The sequence below is a fragment of the Brevibacterium sp. BDJS002 genome (assembly GCF_028201555.1).
Taxonomy (GTDB): domain Bacteria; phylum Actinomycetota; class Actinomycetes; order Actinomycetales; family Brevibacteriaceae; genus Brevibacterium; species Brevibacterium aurantiacum.
The window spans coordinates 3,018,474-3,038,032 of record NZ_CP116392.1 but is presented as its reverse complement, the minus strand read 5'-3'; the positions used below and the strand labels follow the sequence as shown (position 1 = coordinate 3,038,032).

The window sequence follows — 19,559 nt, the reverse complement described above, 5'->3', positions numbered from 1 at the left end:
GGAATAGAAATGACCACCAAATTCGATCCGGACCAGTTCATCGCAGGCATTCGCACGGCACAGCAGCCCGTCACGATCTTCCAGGCTGCTGACGTGGCGGGACGACTCAAGGCAGTCGAGGACGATCTCGCCCTGTTCGCCGACAGTGGTGAAGAACAGACTCTCGATGCTGGCGCAGAGAAGTCGGAACTGCTGGAAAAGCAGGCACGACTACAAGCCGAGCTCCAGGACTCCGCTGTCGAGTTCATAGTTCAGGCCCTTGAGCAGGACAAGATCGAAGAGATCAGCAAAGAAGCCCGCCAGGCCGCGAAGGAGCGCGCCGACCAGGCGTCGAAGGATGCCGCTGGCTATGCGCGTGAGGAATGCAAGCGCTCTGAGGTCTCCGATCCGAAGGAGATCAAGGAGGCTGTGCGTCGTGCCGCATCGAACGCCTCGGGCGCGATCCTGCAGAAAGAGGCAGGTATCCACATCCTCTCCCACGCGATCGTCACCGACACAGGCGACCGGGCGTTCACGCCAAAGCAGATGCGCGTTGTGGCCGAGAAGCTGGGTCAGCCGCAAATGGAGAAACTGTACGCCGCGTTCTACGATCTGACGTCGACTGATCCGGGTTCGTTCATCCCAAAATCGTCGAAGCCTGGCAGGACGGACGAGGGCTAAACTCCCTCACCGAGACCCGCACAGCACGCTCATGGGGAGAACCTGTGACCGTGCTGCGTGGGGAACGGAAGCCAGGCAAAAAATGGTCCGCGAGGGATCGGGCGTTCGCACTCGCCCTCACCGCCTACGAGGCGGATCTGTGCAACGGGTGCGGTCAGCCAATGTCACGCACAACAGGCGAGCACCCCACGGATTACGAAGTCCATCGCATCAACTGTGCCGCGTGCGCAGAACTCGAGGAGCATCGCCGCCTGGATCGGACTCCGGAAGACGGCGAGAAGACCTACGTCGTGAAAGACGAGTGACTATTCTCGGCGATTCTGCTCACGCATGAGATCGAGCATTTCCTGCCGATCAGCCTCACGGCGCTTTGCATATCGGATGATTCCGCGAACGACGAAGAATATCGAGGCGAGCACGATCGCAATGAAGAACAACGCGATCATCCCGCTCATTTCTGCGCGCATTCCGGAACCCTTCTCCGATTTCCTTTGTAGTCACCACATCATATAGGAGGCCCCTGCCATGGTAGAAGTTCGCAGCACGAAGGTTGTCCTTTCTGCCAAGGTGGACGCGTTCAAAGCCGATATGGCCGCTGCCTCGAAGTCGGCTATGGACGCCGCTCAGAAGACCGAAACAGCGTGGGATAAGTCCTCTACGGGCGCCGGTAAGTCAATGGCCGCAATTGGCAAATACTCCGGCGAGATGACCACTGCGGGCACAGCCATGGCCACTTTCGGTGGCGTTGTTGTCGGCTCCCTCGGGCTGGCGACGAAGGCTGCGATGTCGTGGGAATCGGCATGGACTGGTGTTCTCAAGACAGTCGATGGATCGCCGAAGCAGCTTGCCGCCGTGGAGTCGGGTCTGCGTGACCTAGCGAAGACTCTCCCTGCCACGCACGAAGAGATTGCCGCTGTCGCAGAAGCTGCAGGACAGCTCGGCATTAAGACCGACAACGTTGTGTCGTTCACCAAAACCATGATTGACATGGGCGAGTCCACCAACATCTCCGCTGAAGAAGCAGCAACATCTCTGGCACGCCTGGCGAACATCATGGGCACCAGCCAGAAGGACTTCGGCAAGATGGGTGCCTCCATCGTCGGACTCGGCAACAACTTTGCGACGACTGAGGCTGAAATCGTCGGCATGTCCATGCGCATTGCCGCCGTGGGTAAACAGTCAGGCCTATCTGAGGGCGAGGTGTTCGGTCTCGCCACCGCACTGTCATCGGTGGGCATCGAGGCTGAGGCTGGCGGCACGGCCATGTCCCTGGTCATGAAAAAGATCACCAAGGCTGTCGGCGAAGGCGGTGCAGGGCTCGACGAGTTCGCTCGGATCTCAGGCATGTCATCATCCCAGTTCGCTCAGGCATGGCAGAAGGACGCGTCCGGTGCACTCAGCACGTTCGTGACTGGCCTCGGGGAAGCTGACGCATCGGGAGAGAACGTCAACCAGACGCTCTCCGATCTCGGCATCACCGGTATTCGCGAATCCGACGCACTACTGCGCCTTTCTGGGGCCTCTGATGTGCTCACTGATGCCCTCAAGCAGGGTAATGACGAGTACGAGCGGGGCACCGCCCTGGCGCAGGAGGCCGCGAAGCGGTACGAGACCGCCGAGTCGAAAATCAAAATCGCTGGCAACAGCCTCAAAGACACAGCCATCACGATCGGTGGCACATTCCTGCCCGCATTGGCCAGCGTGGCCGAAGGTGCAGCGCAACTGGCAACCGCATTCGGGGATCTACCTGAGCCTGTGCTGAAAACTTCCGCTGCGCTCGGTGCCATCGCCGGCACTGCCGCACTGGCTGGCGGCGCCGCCCTAATCCTGGTGCCGCGGATTGCGGAGACAGTCACCGCGATTACAACACTCAAAGCTGCCGCTGCCGCATCAACTGGCACTCTTGGAAAATTCAGTGGTGCACTTGGTGCACTTGGCCCAGCCGCCGCCGGTGCCGCCATTGGCCTGACTGCGTTCGCGGTGTCAAAGCAGCTGGCTGACGCCGGGCTGGGCAAGTTGGAAAACACTCAGGAAGCAGTTACCCAGCTGGCTCAGTTGCGCTCCGAAGGTGGGCTGACTGCTGAGGCGCTGGATGAGATGTTCACAGCTAACGGCAATGCCGTGATTGGTATCACCGGATTCGGTGATGCGTTGAAGCGAACTGATGTAAACCCGCTGATGGAAGGACTCTCGGAGCTTGGGACAGGCTTTGGACTATTCGCGGACACGCGTGCCGATGTTGCGACGCAGCAGCTAGAGAAGTTCGATTCTGTCCTCGCGGCGACCGCCCAGTCTGGTGACCCGGAACTACTGGCGGCCAGCTTCCAGACGATGGTCGATTCCGGCGACGAGTTTGGATACACAGCGGAAGACATTATCAACAAAATGCCGGAACTGAAGGCGCAGCTAGTGGCGACTGCCGCAGAGTGGGGTGTGAGCGCAGACAACGCCACTCTCGCACAGATAGCGCTTGGTGAGATTACCGGCCCCGCTGGTGAAGCCTCCAGCGCGATCGCGGGTGTCGGTGGTGCAGCGAAGGACGCGGCAGGCGGCATGCAGGAGATGCTCGAAGGGCTCCTGAGTCTTGGCATCATCCAGCAGTCCGAGATGGAAGCGATGGCGTCCTACGAGGCTGCGATCGATGCTGTCGGCGATGCCGTCAAGGAAAACGGTCGCACGCTCGATATCACCACAGAGAAGGGCCGCGCCAACCGGGACGTTCTGTTCGGAATTGCTGACGCCGGCCGAGAGTCTGCCGACAGGATGGCCGAGAATGGTGCGTCTCAAGAGGATCTGCAGAAACATCTTCAGCGCACCTACGACGACCTTGTCGGGACCGCGAAGAAGTTTGGGCAGAACGCTGATGAGGCGGATGCCATGGCCCGCAAGGTCCTCGGCATCCCTGATGACGTCTCCGTGAAAACGTGGATGTCGGATGCCGCCTCGGAGCAGGCCAAGAAGACGAAGAAGGATGTCGACAACATTCCGAAAAGTGTCACCGTGCAGGTGCACTTCAATGTCAATGAGCCGAAAAACGGCATCAAGAACATGCCAGAGAACCTGCTCAACCCGAACAGGAACCGGAGCAAGCAGCCGGGAAGCCTGAACCAGTGGGGACCGAAGGCTGCCGGCGGTATCGACCTCATGCCCATGGCGGCCGGTGGTGTTCACTCCAACATTGCTGAGATGGTCAAGCCGAATACGTGGCGTGTGGTCGGTGACCGCATGGACGTCGACGAGGCGTTCATTCCCCTCGACGGGTCGAAGCGTTCCTGGAAGATCATGATGGAAGCGCTCACCCGCATGCCGGGTGCTACCCCAATGGCCCGCGGTGGTGTGCTGTCTGGCTCATCGAAGGCTGACGAGGAGCAGCGGAAGCTGGAACGGGAACGCCTCAAGGCGATCCGTGAAATGCAGGCCGATCTTCGTCAGGACCTGCGTCGCGGTTCCATCCGTGACCAGGTGACTTCCGGTCTCTCTGGCGGTCTTTCGGCTGTCGATCAGCTCTCTCGGTATGGGTCCGATGAGAACCTGTCTCGTGGCTCTAAGTCTCGTGCAACCTCTTCGGCCAGGAAGTTCGAATCGAACCTCAACAGTCTGTACAACCAGGCCGAGCGGATAGACGCGAAACTCGAGAAGGCCAAGGACAAAGCCCAGGAGCTCAAGGGCATCAAGGACTCTGTTGCTTCGGGTCTGCTGAATGACCGTGATCTCGATGTGTCCACTGATGTGGTGTCGACGGGTGACGGGAACTTCAAGCAGGTCTCGTCTCTGTCGTCCATGACGGGGAAGACTGCCCGCCTCAAGGAACTCGTCAACAAGCTGGGGAAGCTTTCGAAGATGGGCATCCCTGGTGCTCTCTTGCAGGAGGTAGCCGGGCAGGGCATCGAGGGCGGAAACGCTGCTGCTGATGCTCTGTTGGGTGCTCCCGTCGGTGAACGCAACCAGCTGGTCTCATCCTGGGCCGAGTTCGACAAGTACGCAGGTCAGGCCGGCCAGTACGTCACGGAAGGCTTCTACAAGGGAGGCTCTGCTGCTGCTGACGGGGTAGTCAAGGGCCTCGAGGGTCGGCAGAAGAACGTCGAGTCCGCGATCGCCAACCTGGCGAAGGTCATGGAATCGACGTTCAAATCGGTTCTTGGGATCCATTCGCCGTCGACCGTCATGGCCGAGCTCGGTGGGTTCACCGCTGAGGGTCTTGTGCAGGGCATGCTCGGCGGAGTTGCGGACGTTCAGTCCGCGGCATCCATGCTGGGTGGTGCTGCTGTGCCTGCGCTTGGAGACATGAGCACTTCCGTGGACGTGGGCGTGAACCCTGTCGTTGCTGACGATGAGGGCATGGCTGGCTTGGCGATGCAGGATATGTCGGCCACCACACTGGATGCCATGGAGCAGATGCGGGTCGGTGTCTCTGATGGTTGGGCGGCAATGCTGCTGAACATGCAGGAGACGCAGGCCGGAATGCTCCTGGGCACGCAGACCACGAATGCTGGCCAGTTGCTGGATACGCAAACCCAGCAGGCGGCAATGCTTCTGAACACTCAGACGCAGAACGCAGCCATGCTCCTGGACGTGCAGACTCAGCAGGAGGCTATGCGTCTCAACGTCGCCACGAAGCAGGCAGGGCAGAAGACTGTTGCGACTGAGCAGCAGGAACTGATGCGGCTCATGCTCATCGACAAGCAGTCTCAGATGAAAACGAAGTCCGCTGAGGACTTCGAATCATTGAAGACAACGACGGGCATCAAGTTCGGCGACATGCGCAAAGCAACGGACGGCACCATGTCCGGCATGTATGGCGACTACGACACTCGCCTGGGTGACCTGAAGCGTCTGAACAAGTCCGGCTTCGAGTCGGTCCTGGATACGTCGAATAAGAACATGAAGGGCGTCCGCGACGGCATTGACGGTCAGATGGAAAAGGCCAAGCCTGAACTGGGTAACCGCCTGAATAGTCTGATTGGTGTCCTCTCGAAGTTCACTGCATCGGTGAACAAGGCGTTCGGTGATGTGGGCGTGAAGCTCGACGCACCAGCAGCATTGAAGTTCGAATCCGGTGGTGTGATGCCTGGCTATTCGCCGGGCCGTGATATTCACCAGTTCCGTTCACCCACGGCGGGGGAGTTGTACCTCTCCGGTGGTGAGGCGATCATGCGTCCTGAGTGGACGCGTGCAATGGGCGGCGAGCAGGGTGTCAAGGCTCAGAATGATGCTGCTCGTCAGGGGCGTCTCGATGACCTTCTGCACATGCAGGGCAACGCTTTCGCTTCAGGTGGGGTATTCGGGCCCGTGCCTGGTGTGAACGCGTTCGCTGACTCGGGTGTGTGGCGGAACCTGTGGGCGATCACGAAGGAGAAGTTCCCGAACGCAACACTCAACTCTGCCTACCGTGGCGGATCCATCACAGCGTCGGGGAACACCTCTCACCACTCACGCGGCAACGCGATCGATACATCTCCGTCGATGGACATCTTCAACTTCTGGCGCAACACCTACGGTTCGGACCTGGCGGAACTGATCTACTCCCCAGCCAATGGGAAGCAGATCAAGAACGGCCAGAACTACATGTACACGGGTGCTGTTCGTGGAATGCACTTCAACCACGTCCATATCGCGGCAGTCAAAGCACTGTCCGAGGCGATGGCCGGGGGACTGCCTGGCATGGGCGGGGCAATGTCTCACCCGTTCCTGGATCGTGCTGGCGTGAAGCCTGGTGACAACATGGCCAAGTCCTATGAGGCGGCGGCCAAGAAGCTCACCGAGCAGATCTACGCGAAGCATTCGAAGATGCTCCCCGACGGCTACATGGGTGGTCTCGGCAAGGGCATCATGTCCCAGGTCTCCGAGGGCCTCGTCGGTAAGGCGAAGGACTACGGGAAGAACGCCGGCTCGGCTGACTTCTCGAACGTCGCCGCGGGCCCGGTGAAGTCCATGGCCAAGCAAATGCTTGAGCAGATGGGCTGGGGCGACCAGTTCGGTGACCTCAACTGGCTCCTCACAAGGGAGTCGGGCTGGAATCCGAACGCTCAGAACCCGTCCTCGTCGGCTTACGGCCTGTTCCAGTTCCTCAACGGAACATGGGGCACGGTCGGTGGTTCGAAGACCTCGGACCCGAAGATGCAGCTTGAGTACGGATTGAAGTACATCAAACAGCGCTACGGCGATGTGCAGGGTGCACGGTCGTTCTGGGAACGCAACCACTGGTATGAGCAAGGCACTGATTCCGCGAAGTCCGGTTGGGCTGTCGTGGGGGAGAACGGGCCCGAGCTCGTCAACCTCTCCGGTGGCGAGCAGATCCACAACGCCGCCGAGTCCCGGAAGCTGCTCGCCGAGAACCGCACCTTCATCCCGCACACGGGTGGCGGGTTCGATGCTTCTGCTATTGGTTCGTCCATTGCCGCCGAGATCAAGAACAACCAGTTCACACCGTCCGAGCTTGCAAAGGCTTTGGATGGTGTCCCGGTGTCCTTGGTTGTGGATGGCAAGCAAATGCAAGCACACATTTCTACAACCGTCGGCAGTATTGCTGTTGGTGCTGGGAGGGCTCACTAATGCCTATCGTCGTGAATCCGGGTTATGTCTGGCCACCTGAGACTGATCCTGTGGTGTCACCGGATGGCCGGATCACGGCGATAGTCGACCCCGCCCATGCCGGGGTGTTGTTGCGGGCAGACTACTCAGACATGACGCCAGCAGAGCTCGGCGGGAGCATTGCGAAGCGGCCAGCGGAGTGGGAGATGAAGAACAGCGGTTCGTTCATAGTGGACTACTCATCGTCTCCGGACGGGAAAGCTATCCGCTTTGAAGGGTCATCGTCTCCTGCTTCGTATGGGCCGATGATGCCGACAGCACCGGGAGACGTGTGGAATGTTGAAGCCGTTGTAGACGCGCACGAAGGTGCTACGTCAGACATAAACATTCGGATCTACTTCTATACAGCGGCGAGTGCATACATCATGTCGATCATGGCAATGGATGGGTACGGCCACATCTCGGGGTCAGTGACTGCCCCGGACGGAGCTGTCTACGCACGATACGGATGCATCGCTGACGGGCAACCGTCGCCAGGATGGCTGGCAATTCATTCCATGCACGGCGAGAGGGAAGGCGATCGACAGAACGCGGTCGCCAAGATCCGCTTCGAGCGTCAGGACGGCACTGTTGTCCGGTCCGGCAATCCTGCCTGGGCACCCGGCGGGTACGCGCACGCCTACGACCACGAAGCCACTCTCGGTGGCGGCACACTCTGGCGGGCCGTACCCATCCGCTTCGACGGCACCGAAGGCACACCATCCGAATATGTGGGCGCGGTCATCCCTGCACTGTCTGACGGGTGGGCGTGGTTGAAGCCCGTCGCCGACCCGGGCAAAGCGATGCTGCTGAAAGTCGAACCACCGGACCTGTCATATGACGGCCGCGTCGACACCACCAGCATCGCCGGTGCGCCCCGGCCTGCCGCGACGTGGGACGTTCTCGAAGGGTTCACCACCCAGCTGCGGTCTCTCGTGCGTGAGAAGCCTGTCGCCGACCAGCTCATGGCCCTGTTGGATGAGGGCCCGGTGCTGGCACAGTTCCCGGCGTGCGCTGGTCTGCCGGACTTCTACTTCATCCGCGGGAAAGTCGACCTCGAACACGTCCACTGGGACGGCTACCCATGGCGCCGCTACCAATGGGACGTCATCTCAATCGACCGGCCAGACACCACCGATTCCCCGCTGCGGATCCCGAACCTGTCCTACGACACCGTCGAACGCGACTGGACCACCTACGACCAACTCGCGGCCACCGTCGATTCGTACAACAAACTGCTCGAACCATAGGAGGCACCATTGTTCCCCGTCTCCCAGCGTTGGCTCGAGTCATTGTCCCTGGCCCGGTATGAACCCGTCGTGCAATGGTCACCCGACCGCGGAAACACCTGGCACGACCTGACCGTGCACGACGGGTCCATTACTGCAGCGTCCACATCACAAGTCCGTTGGACTGCACGCGGCATCATAGTCTCCGGAGCCGACATAGGACGCCGCGCCCTGTCACCGTATGGTGCGAGGATCCGTGTGTTCATGCGCATGCACTACGACCGCAACACTTACGAGACGGTGCCTCTCGGTGTGTACCGCGTCGAAGAGGTCTCACAGGCTGGCCTCCGTACTGGTCGGGCGCAACTCGACGGCCTGTCTCTCGAGTCGCAGGTGATGGATGAAAGGTTCCACCAACCGCGCACGATCGAGGTCGGCACCGGCCAATACTGGGCCACCACTCTGATCAAGGAAGTGTTGCCCGAGATCGGCATGTCCTGGCGACTGGGTGACACCGCCATTCCGCAGCTCATCGAAGAACGCGACCGATGGGGCCTCATCGACGGACGTTCCCGTGACCCGTCCATTGCCAAGAGCCTCGGCGGGAGAGTGTTCTGCGACTCCCGAGGGTCCTTCGTCGCAGCCCCAGTACCGACACTCGAAGACGAACCCGTCTGGACGTTGGCCGCCGGTCAGGGTGGTGCGCTCGTCGAACCACAGCAGACACTCTCCCGCGACGGTGTGTACAACCAGATCGTGGCCTCCGGTGCCTCTGAGAACGGACAACCACCAATCGGGCCTGCTGTCGCATCCGATAGCGACCCAGTCTCACCCACCTACTACAAGGGACCGTTCGGCGCAGTTCCACTGTTCTACACATCGAAGCTGCTAACAACGTTCCCACAGTGCCAACAGGCAGCTCTCGCTCTCCTGGCACCACGATTGGGCCTGAAACAGAAGGTGTCCGTGTCCTCGCTCGTCAACTATGCGATCGAACCCGACGACGTAATCACCGTGACCATGCCAGGCGGACACGACGAGAACCACATCATCGACTCCGTCAGCTACCCGCTGACCGGAGGGACCATGACACTGCAAACCCGGTCCACCACCTCAACAGGGTTGACCACAATCACTGACCAATTCGATGAAGACTATGGGGAAGGCGAAGGTGCGTTCGATGAGTGATGCAGAGAATGATCTCGCCGCCCTGGTGCGCGCTGAGGTGGAACGGCAGGCGAACCCTTTTCAGATCATGGTTGTGAGTTCTACGAGGGAAGACGGCAACGTCAACCTTCAGTGGGGCGAGGCGATCATCAATGACGTCGCAGCGAACCAGGCCTACAACCCTCGCGCCGAGGGTGACGTCGTCCTCGTCCTCAACCACTCAGCTGGCTGGCGAGTCATGGACAAGATCGGCGGCCCCGTCGAAATCGACATTCCCGAACCAGTGGATCTCACGTTCGGGCCGGCAGCACCGTCAGCAGATTTCGTGCAGGTCAACGCGATCTACGTCAAAGACGGTGCCATCTACGGGCAAACAGGGGAGGGCCCCGGGCCTGGCCCTGGTGACCCATCTCCCGCGTCGAAACCGAAACCAGTCACCCTTTCCCCCTCTTCGGTTGCCGCGTATCGCGATGGTCGCAGAAGCGGTTCACGCCCTGCCCAAGGCGCATGGCCCTCATATCCGCACCCGTACACGTCGATTTTCCTGTACGGGTCCAAGGTCGCCGCAGCGTGTCAGGGAAAAACCGTCGACACCATGCAAGTTCGTGTCGCCCGCACATCGAAGTACCACGGGAAGTCAGGGAAGGTTCGGCCTCACCTGGGTTTGCACAACGAAACGTCTGCCCCGTCGAGGACGCCGAGCCTCAACAACAGGTGGGACGGTCCCGGACTGGGCATGGGTGATGCCAAGTGGATCACCATACCCTCATCGCAGGCAGCTCGTCTGGCATCCGGTGCGTCAAAAGGCATTGGTATAGGAGCGTCCACGGGGAAATCGAAGTACCTCATTGCCACTGCTGGCAGTGGCGGACTCAAGATCACGTTCAAAAGCTAAGGAGAACCACTATGCCTAACTCACCTCTCGGGAAAGTCCCGTACCCGTCCGGCTCGGACGCCCCGGCAGCGGCAGCGGACATGATGTCACTCGTCATGGCCATGGACAACAAAATCATCCTGTCAGCAATCGACGAAGCTGACCGAAACGCGAAATATGGGGCGCCCCATATCGACGATAGTTGCCTCCGGGGAGTCCTCGAAAGTGTGGATGAAGACGGGCCCTGGGTCGGCGAGTTGGCTCGACGTTTACAGCGACTCGGGAGATGTCACGACAGGCTTTACTTACGCTTCAGGCTGGAGTCAAGGTGCCTACTGTTTTGCTCGCAAATGGGGGCCGATGGTCGAAGTTTGCGCCGAACTCATCTACAACGGCGACAGCGACATCACGGATAACGCTTCTCCCGGCAACATCTCGCCTGACTCGACCATCGTTACCGTGCCAGCACAGTTCGCATCGGAAGTCGGCTCCCGGTATCGCACGTTCATTTGGACTTCTTCAACGTCGGCTGGTTCCGGGATGCTCTACGGGTCCGGGAACTGCGTGATGCGCGACATTCACCCTGGCGGTTATATCAAGACCGGCGACTGGGTTCGGTTCTCAATCACATTCCTGAACTGAGGTGAAGCATGTCTCTTAATGTTTTCGGTGGTGGTCCTGCCGATGTGACTACTGACAGTCAAGGCAATGTTGTTGGTGGCGTTGACGTGAAAGTTTATACGGCCCGTAATGGTGGGCAACGTGTCACAGAACTATATGACATTGAGGACAGTCCGCTGGGTGGTGTTGTCAAATCAGTTGCCTCCGGAGGAGACCAGGGGAGGATAGCTTTCAAGGCATCCGGCACTTACTCGAAGCTCTATATCGACTCCGGTACGGGGATGCGGTGGGTTCTCCCCGCAGCGGAAACTTATGATGCCGTGAAGACAGCACTCGTGAAGTCCGAGGATGCACTGGGCGCCGCATCAACCGCGTTGACGGTCGCAAATGCCGCTGACGATAAGGCGACGAATGCGCTGGATTTGATCGCTTCTGGCGAAGTCGCGTCGAACCAGAATATTCAACAGGCGATCGATCAAATCCAGACCATCACCCCTACGACGGATGAGCTCACCGAAACTGTCTACATTTCGTCTATGGTCTCCGGATCGTCGCTGACCTCAACCTTCATAGCCAACACGGAACTACCCCTTTGGGTGGCACCCTTCAACGCCACCATCCTGTCAATCGGAATGGTATTCGAGAACTTCTCATCAAACTCACCGCTATCAGATACCGACTATCTCAACTTCTATCTCCTCAGACGGCCACATGGCGACACCACCAAAGTGATTGCTCGAGGAGGCACTGACTTGACCTGGGGCACCGATGTGATCGCAGGCCAAGGATGGGAATGGGACCATTCGTTCTACTGGGAAGCCGGGCAGCAGACCCTAGAGAAGGGCGAAGTCCTGGCCTTCAAGTACAAAAAATACGGTTCTCATACTGACATCTCCCTGCCCGCCACAATCACATTTAGGTACAGGCCCCTATGACACGCAGCTATCCCGACCTCACAGACGGGTCCACGTTCCACTTCATCACCGACCTCCATTTGGGGGACACGTTTTTCTCCCCCCAGTGGATGGACCGTATCACCGATGACCTCAAGCACCTCCGCTCCTCGCATGTCGCCCATATCCTTGGCGGTGATCAAGTCGACAATAACCGGTCGGATCAATACGCGCTCTATAAGGCGATGAGGAGCACGATCAAAGACACTGACGGACTTCCATGGCTGGAGGTCCCCGGCAATCATGACATGGGTGCACCGGTGGGCCATGCTGGGGATGTCGTGCAGTCGAAAGAAGACTGGGCAGACCTGATGGGGCTGGCCGACGCCAATCAGACTCTCGACGCGGGCGGTATGCGGTTCATTGGCCTCGCACCTGACTATTGGCACTGGATGGACCAGTGCGTGCTTTCCCCGGAGACTCTCAACTATTTAGATTGGGCTCTGACGACAGCGGAAGGGGCGCCGTGTTGGATTGTCACCCACGGTCCACCGAATGGACAATACATCGGATACTCGAACTATGCGATTCCCTCGCCCACTGCTGATTTGGAATCAATCGTCAGTGGGCACAACAATGTTGCAGGCTGGCTATCCGGCCACCGCCACATGGAGCCTGGCGCACCAGAGTCGGCGCGAGTGATGCCCATCGGCGGCAAACAGATATTCGCGATCAACGGACCCACCGCTGGCGGGATAGGAAACGATCCCGCCAGACCGAATGGGGACGCATCGCCCTGGGCATCACTGTCGTACTCACTTCTCATCACCTACCTGGGCAACCGTTGCGTGATCCGATTCCGAGACCACAGATCATACGGGTGGGCTAGAGACCCGATCATCCTCACGCGAGAAGGGTAGGGGATGGACCGTGGAGAAGAATATGAACACCCACACGTTCGGAGTCAAACAAACAGCGCTCGCCGCTCTCGGCATCCTCGGAGCCGTCAGGGGCCTGTCCTACATTGACCCGCCTGCCATCCCCGCCGGTTTGCGCACCCTCGCCCAAGTTCCCAACCTCGATTTCTGGGCCTGGGCGTGGGTCATCATCGGTGGGATCTCCCTCATCGGTGCGTTCACCAGCCACTACCGGGCACCGTTCGTTCCGCTCATGGTCATCACCAGCCTGTGGGCGTCGTCCTACTTCGCCGAATGGTGCATGGACATCTTCGTCCGTGGCATCGACTCACGCGACTACATCACCGCAGTCTCCTATGCGGTTCAAGCGCTGCTCATTCTCGCAGTCATCCGCTTGATCGACCCCTCGGAGGTGCACGCTCCCGGTGGTGATCGGGATGTGGACTGACTGGATACCTGCCGCTGTGCTCGTCGCGATCATCACCCTCGTTGGCGGAATCTACGCGACGAAGAAGACCCGACAGTCGGCGAAAGAAGCCAACGAAATCAATGAGGCGGAACTCATTATCAGCACCCTGAAGGATGACGTGAAGGAGCTCCGTGAACGCGCCGACAAAACGGACGCGAAACTCTCCGGGCAAGCCGAACAGATTCGGCAGCTCCAACAGTCCGACTGGTCACTGCGCCGATACATCTACAGGCTCATCGACTGGGGTCGTTCCCTCGGCGGAGAACCACCGGAGCCACCGTCCCACCTCAACCTGTAAGCCCCGCATCGCCGGGGTTTTCTTATGCCCTCGGAAAGGGGTAACTCATGGCCATGATGCCCGGAGCCGTCAACAGGCTCCTCGCTAACCAGGCCCGACAAGGGCGAATGAAGTCCTACGACGCCGCATGCTTGCACACAATGGTAGGCAGTCTCGCCGGAACGGATGGGATGTTCCAGAAGAACGGCACAGTCGGCACCGAGAGCCACTTTGGCGTCGGTGGTGACGGCACCATCTACCAGTGGGTGGACACCAAATACACGGCTGACGCGAACTATCTCGGCTCCGGCCACGTCATCAGCATTGAGACTGCTGACCACGGCCCCGAGTTCAAGCCGTGGAACACCCGGGGCGACAACGTGCCAGCCTGGACGCCCGCTCAGATCAAGGCGATCGTCAAAATCCTTGTGTGGGTGCACAAGACTCACGGGATTCCGCTGCGCGCCACGACCTCAGTCACCCAGAAGGGCGTCGGCTACCACCGGCAGGGAGTTCCCGGCAACGGACTGCCCAGCCACCTCATGGGCACCAAGTACCAGTGGTCGAAGTATCGGGGGAAAGTCTGCCCCGGTGATCGTCGAATCGCCCAGATTCCCGGCATCGTCAAACAAGCCGAAACCGGCACCACCTCAACCACCGAACCGAAGGGAATCCTCGGCATGTCCAAATACATATACTCCAAGCCCTACAAAGCTATTCAGAAGCTCGCCCACGCCAAGTGGCAGACACTCTGGGTGGGTAGAGGCGCAACATCGATTCTCACCTTCGACGGATCCTCGTTCATGTCCGAAGCCTCACTGGTTGTCTCTGGCCTCAAACCCGGTGAGTCCCTACAGGTGCGGTTCTTCATCGCCTCCTACGAGAAAGGCACGAAGACGAAACACGTCGGCTACTACTCCAAACAGGAGTTTGTTGGCACCACCGGCGGCACCTATGTCGTGGCCTCCCAGATCGGAAAACGCGGCAAGGGCAGGGGCGGACGTTCCGAACGCCTCCGCGCCCAGGTCTGGACCAACTCCAAGACAGCGAAGATCACGTCCGTCACAACTCGCACACTGAAAGGCTGACCAATGAGTCTCAACGAAATCATCCCCGCCGCCTGGCGCAAACCCACCTACGTCGTATACGCGCTCATCGGCGTCGCCCTCGGCGCGATCGCCACAGCCTACGGGCCGGACAACATCCCAGAATGGCACGCCGTGACCACCAACGTTGTTCTCTACGTTGGCGGTGCGTTCGGACTCACCGCTGCAGCCAACACCATCGTCACCCGCTCTGCCGACTCTGACGGCGCGGAAGAGATCGCCCCGGACGATGCTGACGATGTGCCGCTCGACGAGGACAGCGAATACGAAGATGAAGCGCTCGCCGCGGAAGTGGACGCCACGCCCGCCCCAGACGGCTACGAACCGAGGCACTGACATGAGCGCACCGATCCTCCGGTACTTCGAGTTTGCGCACCTCAACGCCGGCCCGCTCAGAGCTACCTCGTTGAAGTTCCACGCACTCGCAACCGACGTTGACGAGACGCTACCCGACGGCCCCGAGAAGTCGACTGCATTGCGCAAGCTCCTCGAAGGTAAGGACGCGGCGGTCAGAGCCGCGCTCGACGTCTGACATAAGCAACGTTTAGACCCCCATCGCAGAACGCGGTGGGGGTCTTCTTCGTTTTATTAGCCTGCTATCTCTCGCTGAATGCCTTCGTCCGCAACGGTGTCGGGTCCATCGATACGGAAGCTGAGATTGCCTTGGTCGGTTGAGTAGGGTGTCGTCCGCTCGAACGCCTCGGGCAATTCCACTTCGCCAGCGGAAAGGCGCATTCTCCGTCTGTTCCCATCGACGCGCACATCTACGAACACGTCGACAGTGTCCGCAGTCGGGCTTGAGAAGAGTTCGGATGGGATGACCGCGTCGGCGCGCAGCTCTTCGTCGATGAGTGTGTAGGTACATGGGACGCGGAAGTAGATGGGCATTGACCTGCCGATGACGGCGAGCATCATCCACTCGGGTTCAGCTGCGGCCTCGCCACTCACGACGAATGACAGGTGGAGTTTGTCGTTCGTGAACGTAGCAGCCCGGAGGCCCGAGCGTCCTTCCACGCGCTTGACAGCAGTCTTCGCTTCTCGACCCGCTTCCAGCGCCTCTGCCCAGCGCCTGGTCACGGTCTGGGATGAGAACTGTTCTACCTTCTCTCGGGCAGCGGAGCGCATGGCCGCGACCTCAGCTTCGGGCATTTCAAGGAACTGTCGCAGGGTGGCCGAGAGTTCTTCGATGTCTCCGAGGGGGACAAGGAATCCGTCCTTGCCGTGGGTGATGATGTCGGAAGGGCCATACTTCAAGTCATAGGCGATCGGTATACAGCCGGCTGTCATGGCCTCAAGGAGGACGATGGGCATGCCTTCCGAAAAGCTGGTGAGGAGTGTGAACGATGCGCCTTCGAACTTCTTGTAGGCAGCAGGAGCATAGCCGTTGAGCTTCACGCTATCCTCGAGGTGGGTGTCGTCAATGAATGCCTGCAAGTTGTCTTTCTCAGGGCCGTCGCCGTAGATGTCGAGGGTGGCGCCACTGTCGCGTAGCGTGCCTATTGTTTGAATTGACTGTTCGAGTCGCTTGACTGGCATCAGGCGAGCAACAATCACGCCTTTCCCGCGAGGCGCAATGGCGTGTCCGGTGAAGTTGTGGCCGGCGAAAATATTGGGGAGGGCGTGGAGGTTGCCGGTTCCGAGGTGGTTGTCGAGTAGGTCGTTTCGCTGCGAGCCGGTGAGGATAGCTACAGAGTCGAATGAATCGAGGACGGTGAGGATCTTAAAGCGGTCGGCCAATCCACCATCGAGAGGCGTCTCGGGGTCTTCCCGATGATTTGTGTGAATGACCTGAGTGACGTGGACGTTGTCGCGGCGGTAGTTGTCAAGGAGCGTACCAACTCGAGCCGAGTCACAGATGACCGCGGCATCCTTTCCGTCTGTGACGTAGTCGATCCACGAGTGGTACAGGCTTCGGGCTGACGTCCATTGGGTGACGATTTCGCCTGCCCGGTCGAATAGGGTGATCCGCCGGCCGCCGAGTTTCCCTTTCTTCGTGGTGTCACGGCGATCAGATACCAGCAGCGACCCGTCGACTCGGTAACGGTTGACTTGGAGTAGCTGATCGGACTTCGAACGCCGCTCCGAGTCCTCCTGCCCCGACTGCGGCAACAGCTCTTCATCTCCAGCGACCGGTTCATCCACATTCCCGGCAAGCTTGTACAACTCTCGGTCTTTCGCTTGTCGTAGCTCATGCCAGAGGTTGCGCAGCTTCACTCGCTTTGCCAACCATCCCGTCTCTTTTAGCTCTCTGGTCTTTGCTGGTAAGTCGAGTGCGGGAGACAGCGTCAGAATGTCGATGCGTCGTCGGTCGACCTCAGAGAACGCACTGCTTCGGCGCAGCACCATGCTGGTCAGTCCGCCGAAGTCTTCGGGGATTGTCCACGTAATGTCAAAGATCGGGATAGTCGGCAAAATGCGTGAACGGCGGAACATCAATAGACTCCTGGATACTTCTGATGTGGTGAAGTTTCAGACTACACACATCGGGTGCGAGAATTGCGCAGACACAGTGAGCCGGACCTGGTCTCGTGTCTGCACCTGAGTGAACAATAAGCCCATGACCGACAACCCCATTCACTTCTCCGGCAGCGCACTGCAATGGCAGAACGTCCTCAACGCACTCCCCGCCAGAGACCGACCCGCACGCACGAAAATCCCCGTCCGCGCTCGCCTCGCGTGGGAGCAGGACGGGGAGGAGTGGAAGGACGGTCATGCGCTGCGTCTGGATCCGGATGGTCCCGCGATCTTCGTTGAGCTCTCGGACAAGCGGTGCAAGTTCACTGGGGTGTGGTTGCATCCTGACGATGTGTGGTGGGAAGGGAAAATGTGAGCACAAAATGAGCACACGTGACCTCGGATCACCCATTCTCGACCGGATTCGGCGGCACCTGGAAGCCCCGAAACTACAGGGTTCACCCTCCTCACCAGGGCGTCCGATAGAACCACGACTTCTTCTCCGGGTCCGGATCCTCCTACGTCATCGGCAAGGCCGAGAACACGGAAGACGACGACTGGGACTTCTGAGTCATCTTTCAGGCGCTTGAGGGACCGAGTCCTCCGAGCGTCAGCGGCCCATCCGAGCACACACTGCTTGGGTGGGTCGCTTTTCTGCATTGAGGAGTCTGCAGGCGAAACCGGTTCAACTCAGCTGCTCAACTCAGCTGCTCATCTCAACTGACTATTGTCAGCGAGATTCGCGTGCCTCACGTGCGGAGGCGACGTCGTCGACGATTGCCGCGATGTGCTGCATGCTCGCGATCAGCGACCCGTACAGGGCCCAGGAGCGCTCAGGGAGGCCGTCATCGGCGGCCATGGTCACCGACAGTTCTTCGAGGCGTTTGAAGATCGGCTCAACCTCCGCATCCGGGTCGGCAATCGATCGCCCTGCGTCGCGGACGATCGACGTCCACTGCTCGCGAAAGCGAGAGTCCCATTCGCCGTCTTCATAGGACCCCTCGCGCAGAGTTCGCGTGAGATGGCGCAGATGGGAGATGCCTTCGTCCACCCGCAACAGGATATTCTCGTAGCTGGCTTCCTTCGGCGATGTCTGAGTGTCCCGAGCCTCGCCCGATGGCGTGCGCCTCCGACGCAGACGATGACGCGGATTTGCTCGTTGGCTCTCACGAGCGAACTTGACCGACTGCCATGCGGAGTTCATCTCTTCGCTCATTGACTCGGTCTCATTGAACCAGTCATCGGCGTCCGCGGTTTCCCAGCCGTCGTCCAGTTCATCTGCCATGTCGACGAGCATGTTGCCCATGCGCCGGTTGATGCTGTCGACGTACCGTGCGGCCTGCTGATCCCGCAGCGGCGGAATCACAAGGAGGTTGACGACGATGCCGACGGCGACGCCTATACAGAGCTCCAAGATCCGCTCCCCGAGAAAGGGCTGCTGACTGTCGAAGCCGCTGCCGAGGACGAAGATTCCGGTCGTTGCAATCGCAATACCTTCATCGCGGATCCACGGCAGCCGCGCAGCGGTGAGGCCGACCAGGAGCGCGAGAGCAAATGTCCAGCTGCTCACCCCCAGGTAGTTGCCGATGAGGAAGGACAAGCCAACACCGAGGGTTGAGGCGATCGTCGACTGCGCTCCGCGAGACAGCGAGCGGTGGACTGTGGCATGGACGGTCAGCAGCGCCGCCCACGGAGCTAGGAACGGCATCTGGGAGTTCAGGACATTATCAGACAGCCGCCAGGCGCCGGTGGCTGCGATCACCGTCTTGATGATCTGGAGAACGTCGGTGGCGACGTCGGGGCGTCTGGCCAGAAGCGATAGCTGGTGTCGTGAGTTCTGCTGCAAAGGTCGTCCTTTCGGACAGAGTGCATGGAGGTATCACCCTACAAGGCATATATGCTATCTGATCGGCTTGGGCAAGGGGCACCGGCGGAGAATGAGAAAGCCCGACATTCCTGCAGGCGAAACCTGCGAAATGTCGGGCAGAGGTCAGACTGTCGTGGTTCTCGCTCTGCTTAAAACCCAGCAGTGCGAAGGAAAACCTTGACAGACGGCGGCGATCAGGCCGCCAGCGGCGTGATCTCACGCAGCGATGAGCCGGTGAAAAGCACGACGCGGCCGGTATTGTCACTGATCGTGACTGTGCCGTTGCGGGTGCTGATCTTCGGATCAATCAGTCCTGCATGCTCAATGGCACGCTGGACCCACAGTGGGAACTGAGTCATCGTTCCCTCCTTTCTTAGCTACTTCGTCGAAGGGCATGCATCAACGCATGTCATTCTCATTGTTTTCGTGGTGGCGACGGGGCAGTCGCCGAGGTG

Annotated in this window: 19 protein-coding genes; 15 read left to right on the top strand and 4 right to left on the bottom strand. The window is 59.6% G+C overall.

Annotated elements, in window-relative coordinates; all coding sequences use genetic code 11:
• Nucleotides 1-9 precede the first annotated feature (9 nt).
• The gene (locus PGC08_RS14085; protein ID WP_271708656.1) at nt 10-660 is read left to right on the top strand and encodes a hypothetical protein; all 651 of its coding nucleotides are present in this window, start codon (nt 10-12) and stop codon (nt 658-660) included.
• A gap of 161 nt (nt 661-821) precedes the next feature.
• Nucleotides 822-965 (top strand): hypothetical protein, encoded by a 144-nt coding sequence (locus PGC08_RS14080; RefSeq protein WP_271708655.1) that lies wholly within the window; start codon nt 822-824, stop codon nt 963-965.
• Here the strand turns inward: PGC08_RS14080 and PGC08_RS14075 are convergent, their stop codons facing one another.
• Nucleotides 966-1,127 (bottom strand): hypothetical protein, encoded by a 162-nt coding sequence (locus PGC08_RS14075; protein WP_271708654.1) that lies wholly within the window; start codon nt 1,125-1,127, stop codon nt 966-968.
• A 58-nt stretch (nt 1,128-1,185) separates the two neighbouring features.
• Between PGC08_RS14075 and PGC08_RS14070 the strand changes: the two genes are divergently transcribed.
• From PGC08_RS14070 to PGC08_RS14015, 12 genes are all read left to right on the top strand, one after another.
• Nucleotides 1,186-7,212, top strand: a complete 6,027-nt coding sequence (locus PGC08_RS14070) for a phage tail tape measure protein (protein ID WP_271708653.1) — start codon at nt 1,186-1,188, stop codon at nt 7,210-7,212.
• A 413-nt stretch (nt 7,213-7,625) separates the two neighbouring features.
• Complete coding sequence (locus tag PGC08_RS14065) at nt 7,626-8,480, top strand: hypothetical protein (RefSeq protein WP_271708652.1); 855 nt, start codon at nt 7,626-7,628, stop codon at nt 8,478-8,480.
• Between the two features lie 243 nt (nt 8,481-8,723).
• Nucleotides 8,724-9,647, top strand: coding sequence for a hypothetical protein (locus PGC08_RS14060; protein WP_442868135.1), 924 nt, complete (start codon nt 8,724-8,726; stop codon nt 9,645-9,647).
• Nucleotides 9,640-10,521: a hypothetical protein gene (locus tag PGC08_RS14055; protein WP_271708651.1), complete on the top strand. Its 882-nt coding sequence runs from the start codon at nt 9,640-9,642 to the stop codon at nt 10,519-10,521. The genes PGC08_RS14060 and PGC08_RS14055 overlap by 8 nt, the downstream gene beginning before the upstream one ends.
• Before the next feature lie 210 nt (nt 10,522-10,731).
• Nucleotides 10,732-11,142: a hypothetical protein gene (locus PGC08_RS14050; RefSeq protein WP_271708650.1), complete on the top strand. Its 411-nt coding sequence runs from the start codon at nt 10,732-10,734 to the stop codon at nt 11,140-11,142.
• A gap of 8 nt (nt 11,143-11,150) precedes the next feature.
• Nucleotides 11,151-12,056 carry a hypothetical protein gene (locus PGC08_RS14045; RefSeq protein WP_271708649.1) on the top strand — a complete coding sequence of 302 codons (906 nt, stop codon included), beginning with the start codon at nt 11,151-11,153 and terminating at the stop codon, nt 12,054-12,056.
• The gene (locus PGC08_RS14040) at nt 12,053-12,934 is read left to right on the top strand and encodes a metallophosphoesterase family protein (RefSeq protein ID WP_271708648.1); all 882 of its coding nucleotides are present in this window, start codon (nt 12,053-12,055) and stop codon (nt 12,932-12,934) included. Before PGC08_RS14045 ends, PGC08_RS14040 begins: the two co-directional genes overlap by 4 nt.
• A gap of 22 nt (nt 12,935-12,956) precedes the next feature.
• Complete coding sequence (locus PGC08_RS14035) at nt 12,957-13,379, top strand: hypothetical protein (protein ID WP_271708647.1); 423 nt, start codon at nt 12,957-12,959, stop codon at nt 13,377-13,379.
• Nucleotides 13,369-13,698, top strand: coding sequence for a hypothetical protein (locus tag PGC08_RS14030; RefSeq protein ID WP_271708646.1), 330 nt, complete (start codon nt 13,369-13,371; stop codon nt 13,696-13,698). The genes PGC08_RS14035 and PGC08_RS14030 overlap by 11 nt, the downstream gene beginning before the upstream one ends.
• A gap of 47 nt (nt 13,699-13,745) precedes the next feature.
• The gene (locus tag PGC08_RS14025; protein ID WP_271708645.1) at nt 13,746-14,765 is read left to right on the top strand and encodes a peptidoglycan recognition protein family protein; all 1,020 of its coding nucleotides are present in this window, start codon (nt 13,746-13,748) and stop codon (nt 14,763-14,765) included.
• A 3-nt stretch (nt 14,766-14,768) separates the two neighbouring features.
• Entirely contained in the window at nt 14,769-15,119 is a 351-nt protein-coding gene (locus PGC08_RS14020; protein WP_271708644.1) for a hypothetical protein, read from the top strand.
• Between the two features lies 1 nt (nt 15,120).
• The gene (locus PGC08_RS14015; protein WP_271708643.1) at nt 15,121-15,315 is read left to right on the top strand and encodes a hypothetical protein; all 195 of its coding nucleotides are present in this window, start codon (nt 15,121-15,123) and stop codon (nt 15,313-15,315) included.
• 56 nt (nt 15,316-15,371) lie between these two features.
• Here the strand turns inward: PGC08_RS14015 and PGC08_RS14010 are convergent, their stop codons facing one another.
• Complete coding sequence (locus tag PGC08_RS14010) at nt 15,372-16,925, bottom strand: glycosyltransferase (RefSeq protein ID WP_271708642.1); 1,554 nt, start codon at nt 16,923-16,925, stop codon at nt 15,372-15,374.
• A gap of 415 nt (nt 16,926-17,340) precedes the next feature.
• Here PGC08_RS14010 and PGC08_RS14005 point away from each other — a divergent pair, with 415 nt between their 5' ends.
• A complete protein-coding gene (locus tag PGC08_RS14005) occupies nt 17,341-17,613 on the top strand; it encodes a hypothetical protein (RefSeq protein WP_271708641.1) in 273 nt (90 codons plus the stop codon).
• Nucleotides 17,614-17,967: 354 nt separating this feature from the next.
• Here the strand turns inward: PGC08_RS14005 and PGC08_RS14000 are convergent, their stop codons facing one another.
• A complete protein-coding gene (locus PGC08_RS14000) occupies nt 17,968-19,083 on the bottom strand; it encodes an FUSC family protein (protein ID WP_271708640.1) in 1,116 nt (371 codons plus the stop codon).
• A gap of 215 nt (nt 19,084-19,298) precedes the next feature.
• Nucleotides 19,299-19,463 (bottom strand): hypothetical protein, encoded by a 165-nt coding sequence (locus PGC08_RS13995; protein ID WP_164513824.1) that lies wholly within the window; start codon nt 19,461-19,463, stop codon nt 19,299-19,301.
• Between the last annotated feature and the right edge of the window lie 96 nt (nt 19,464-19,559).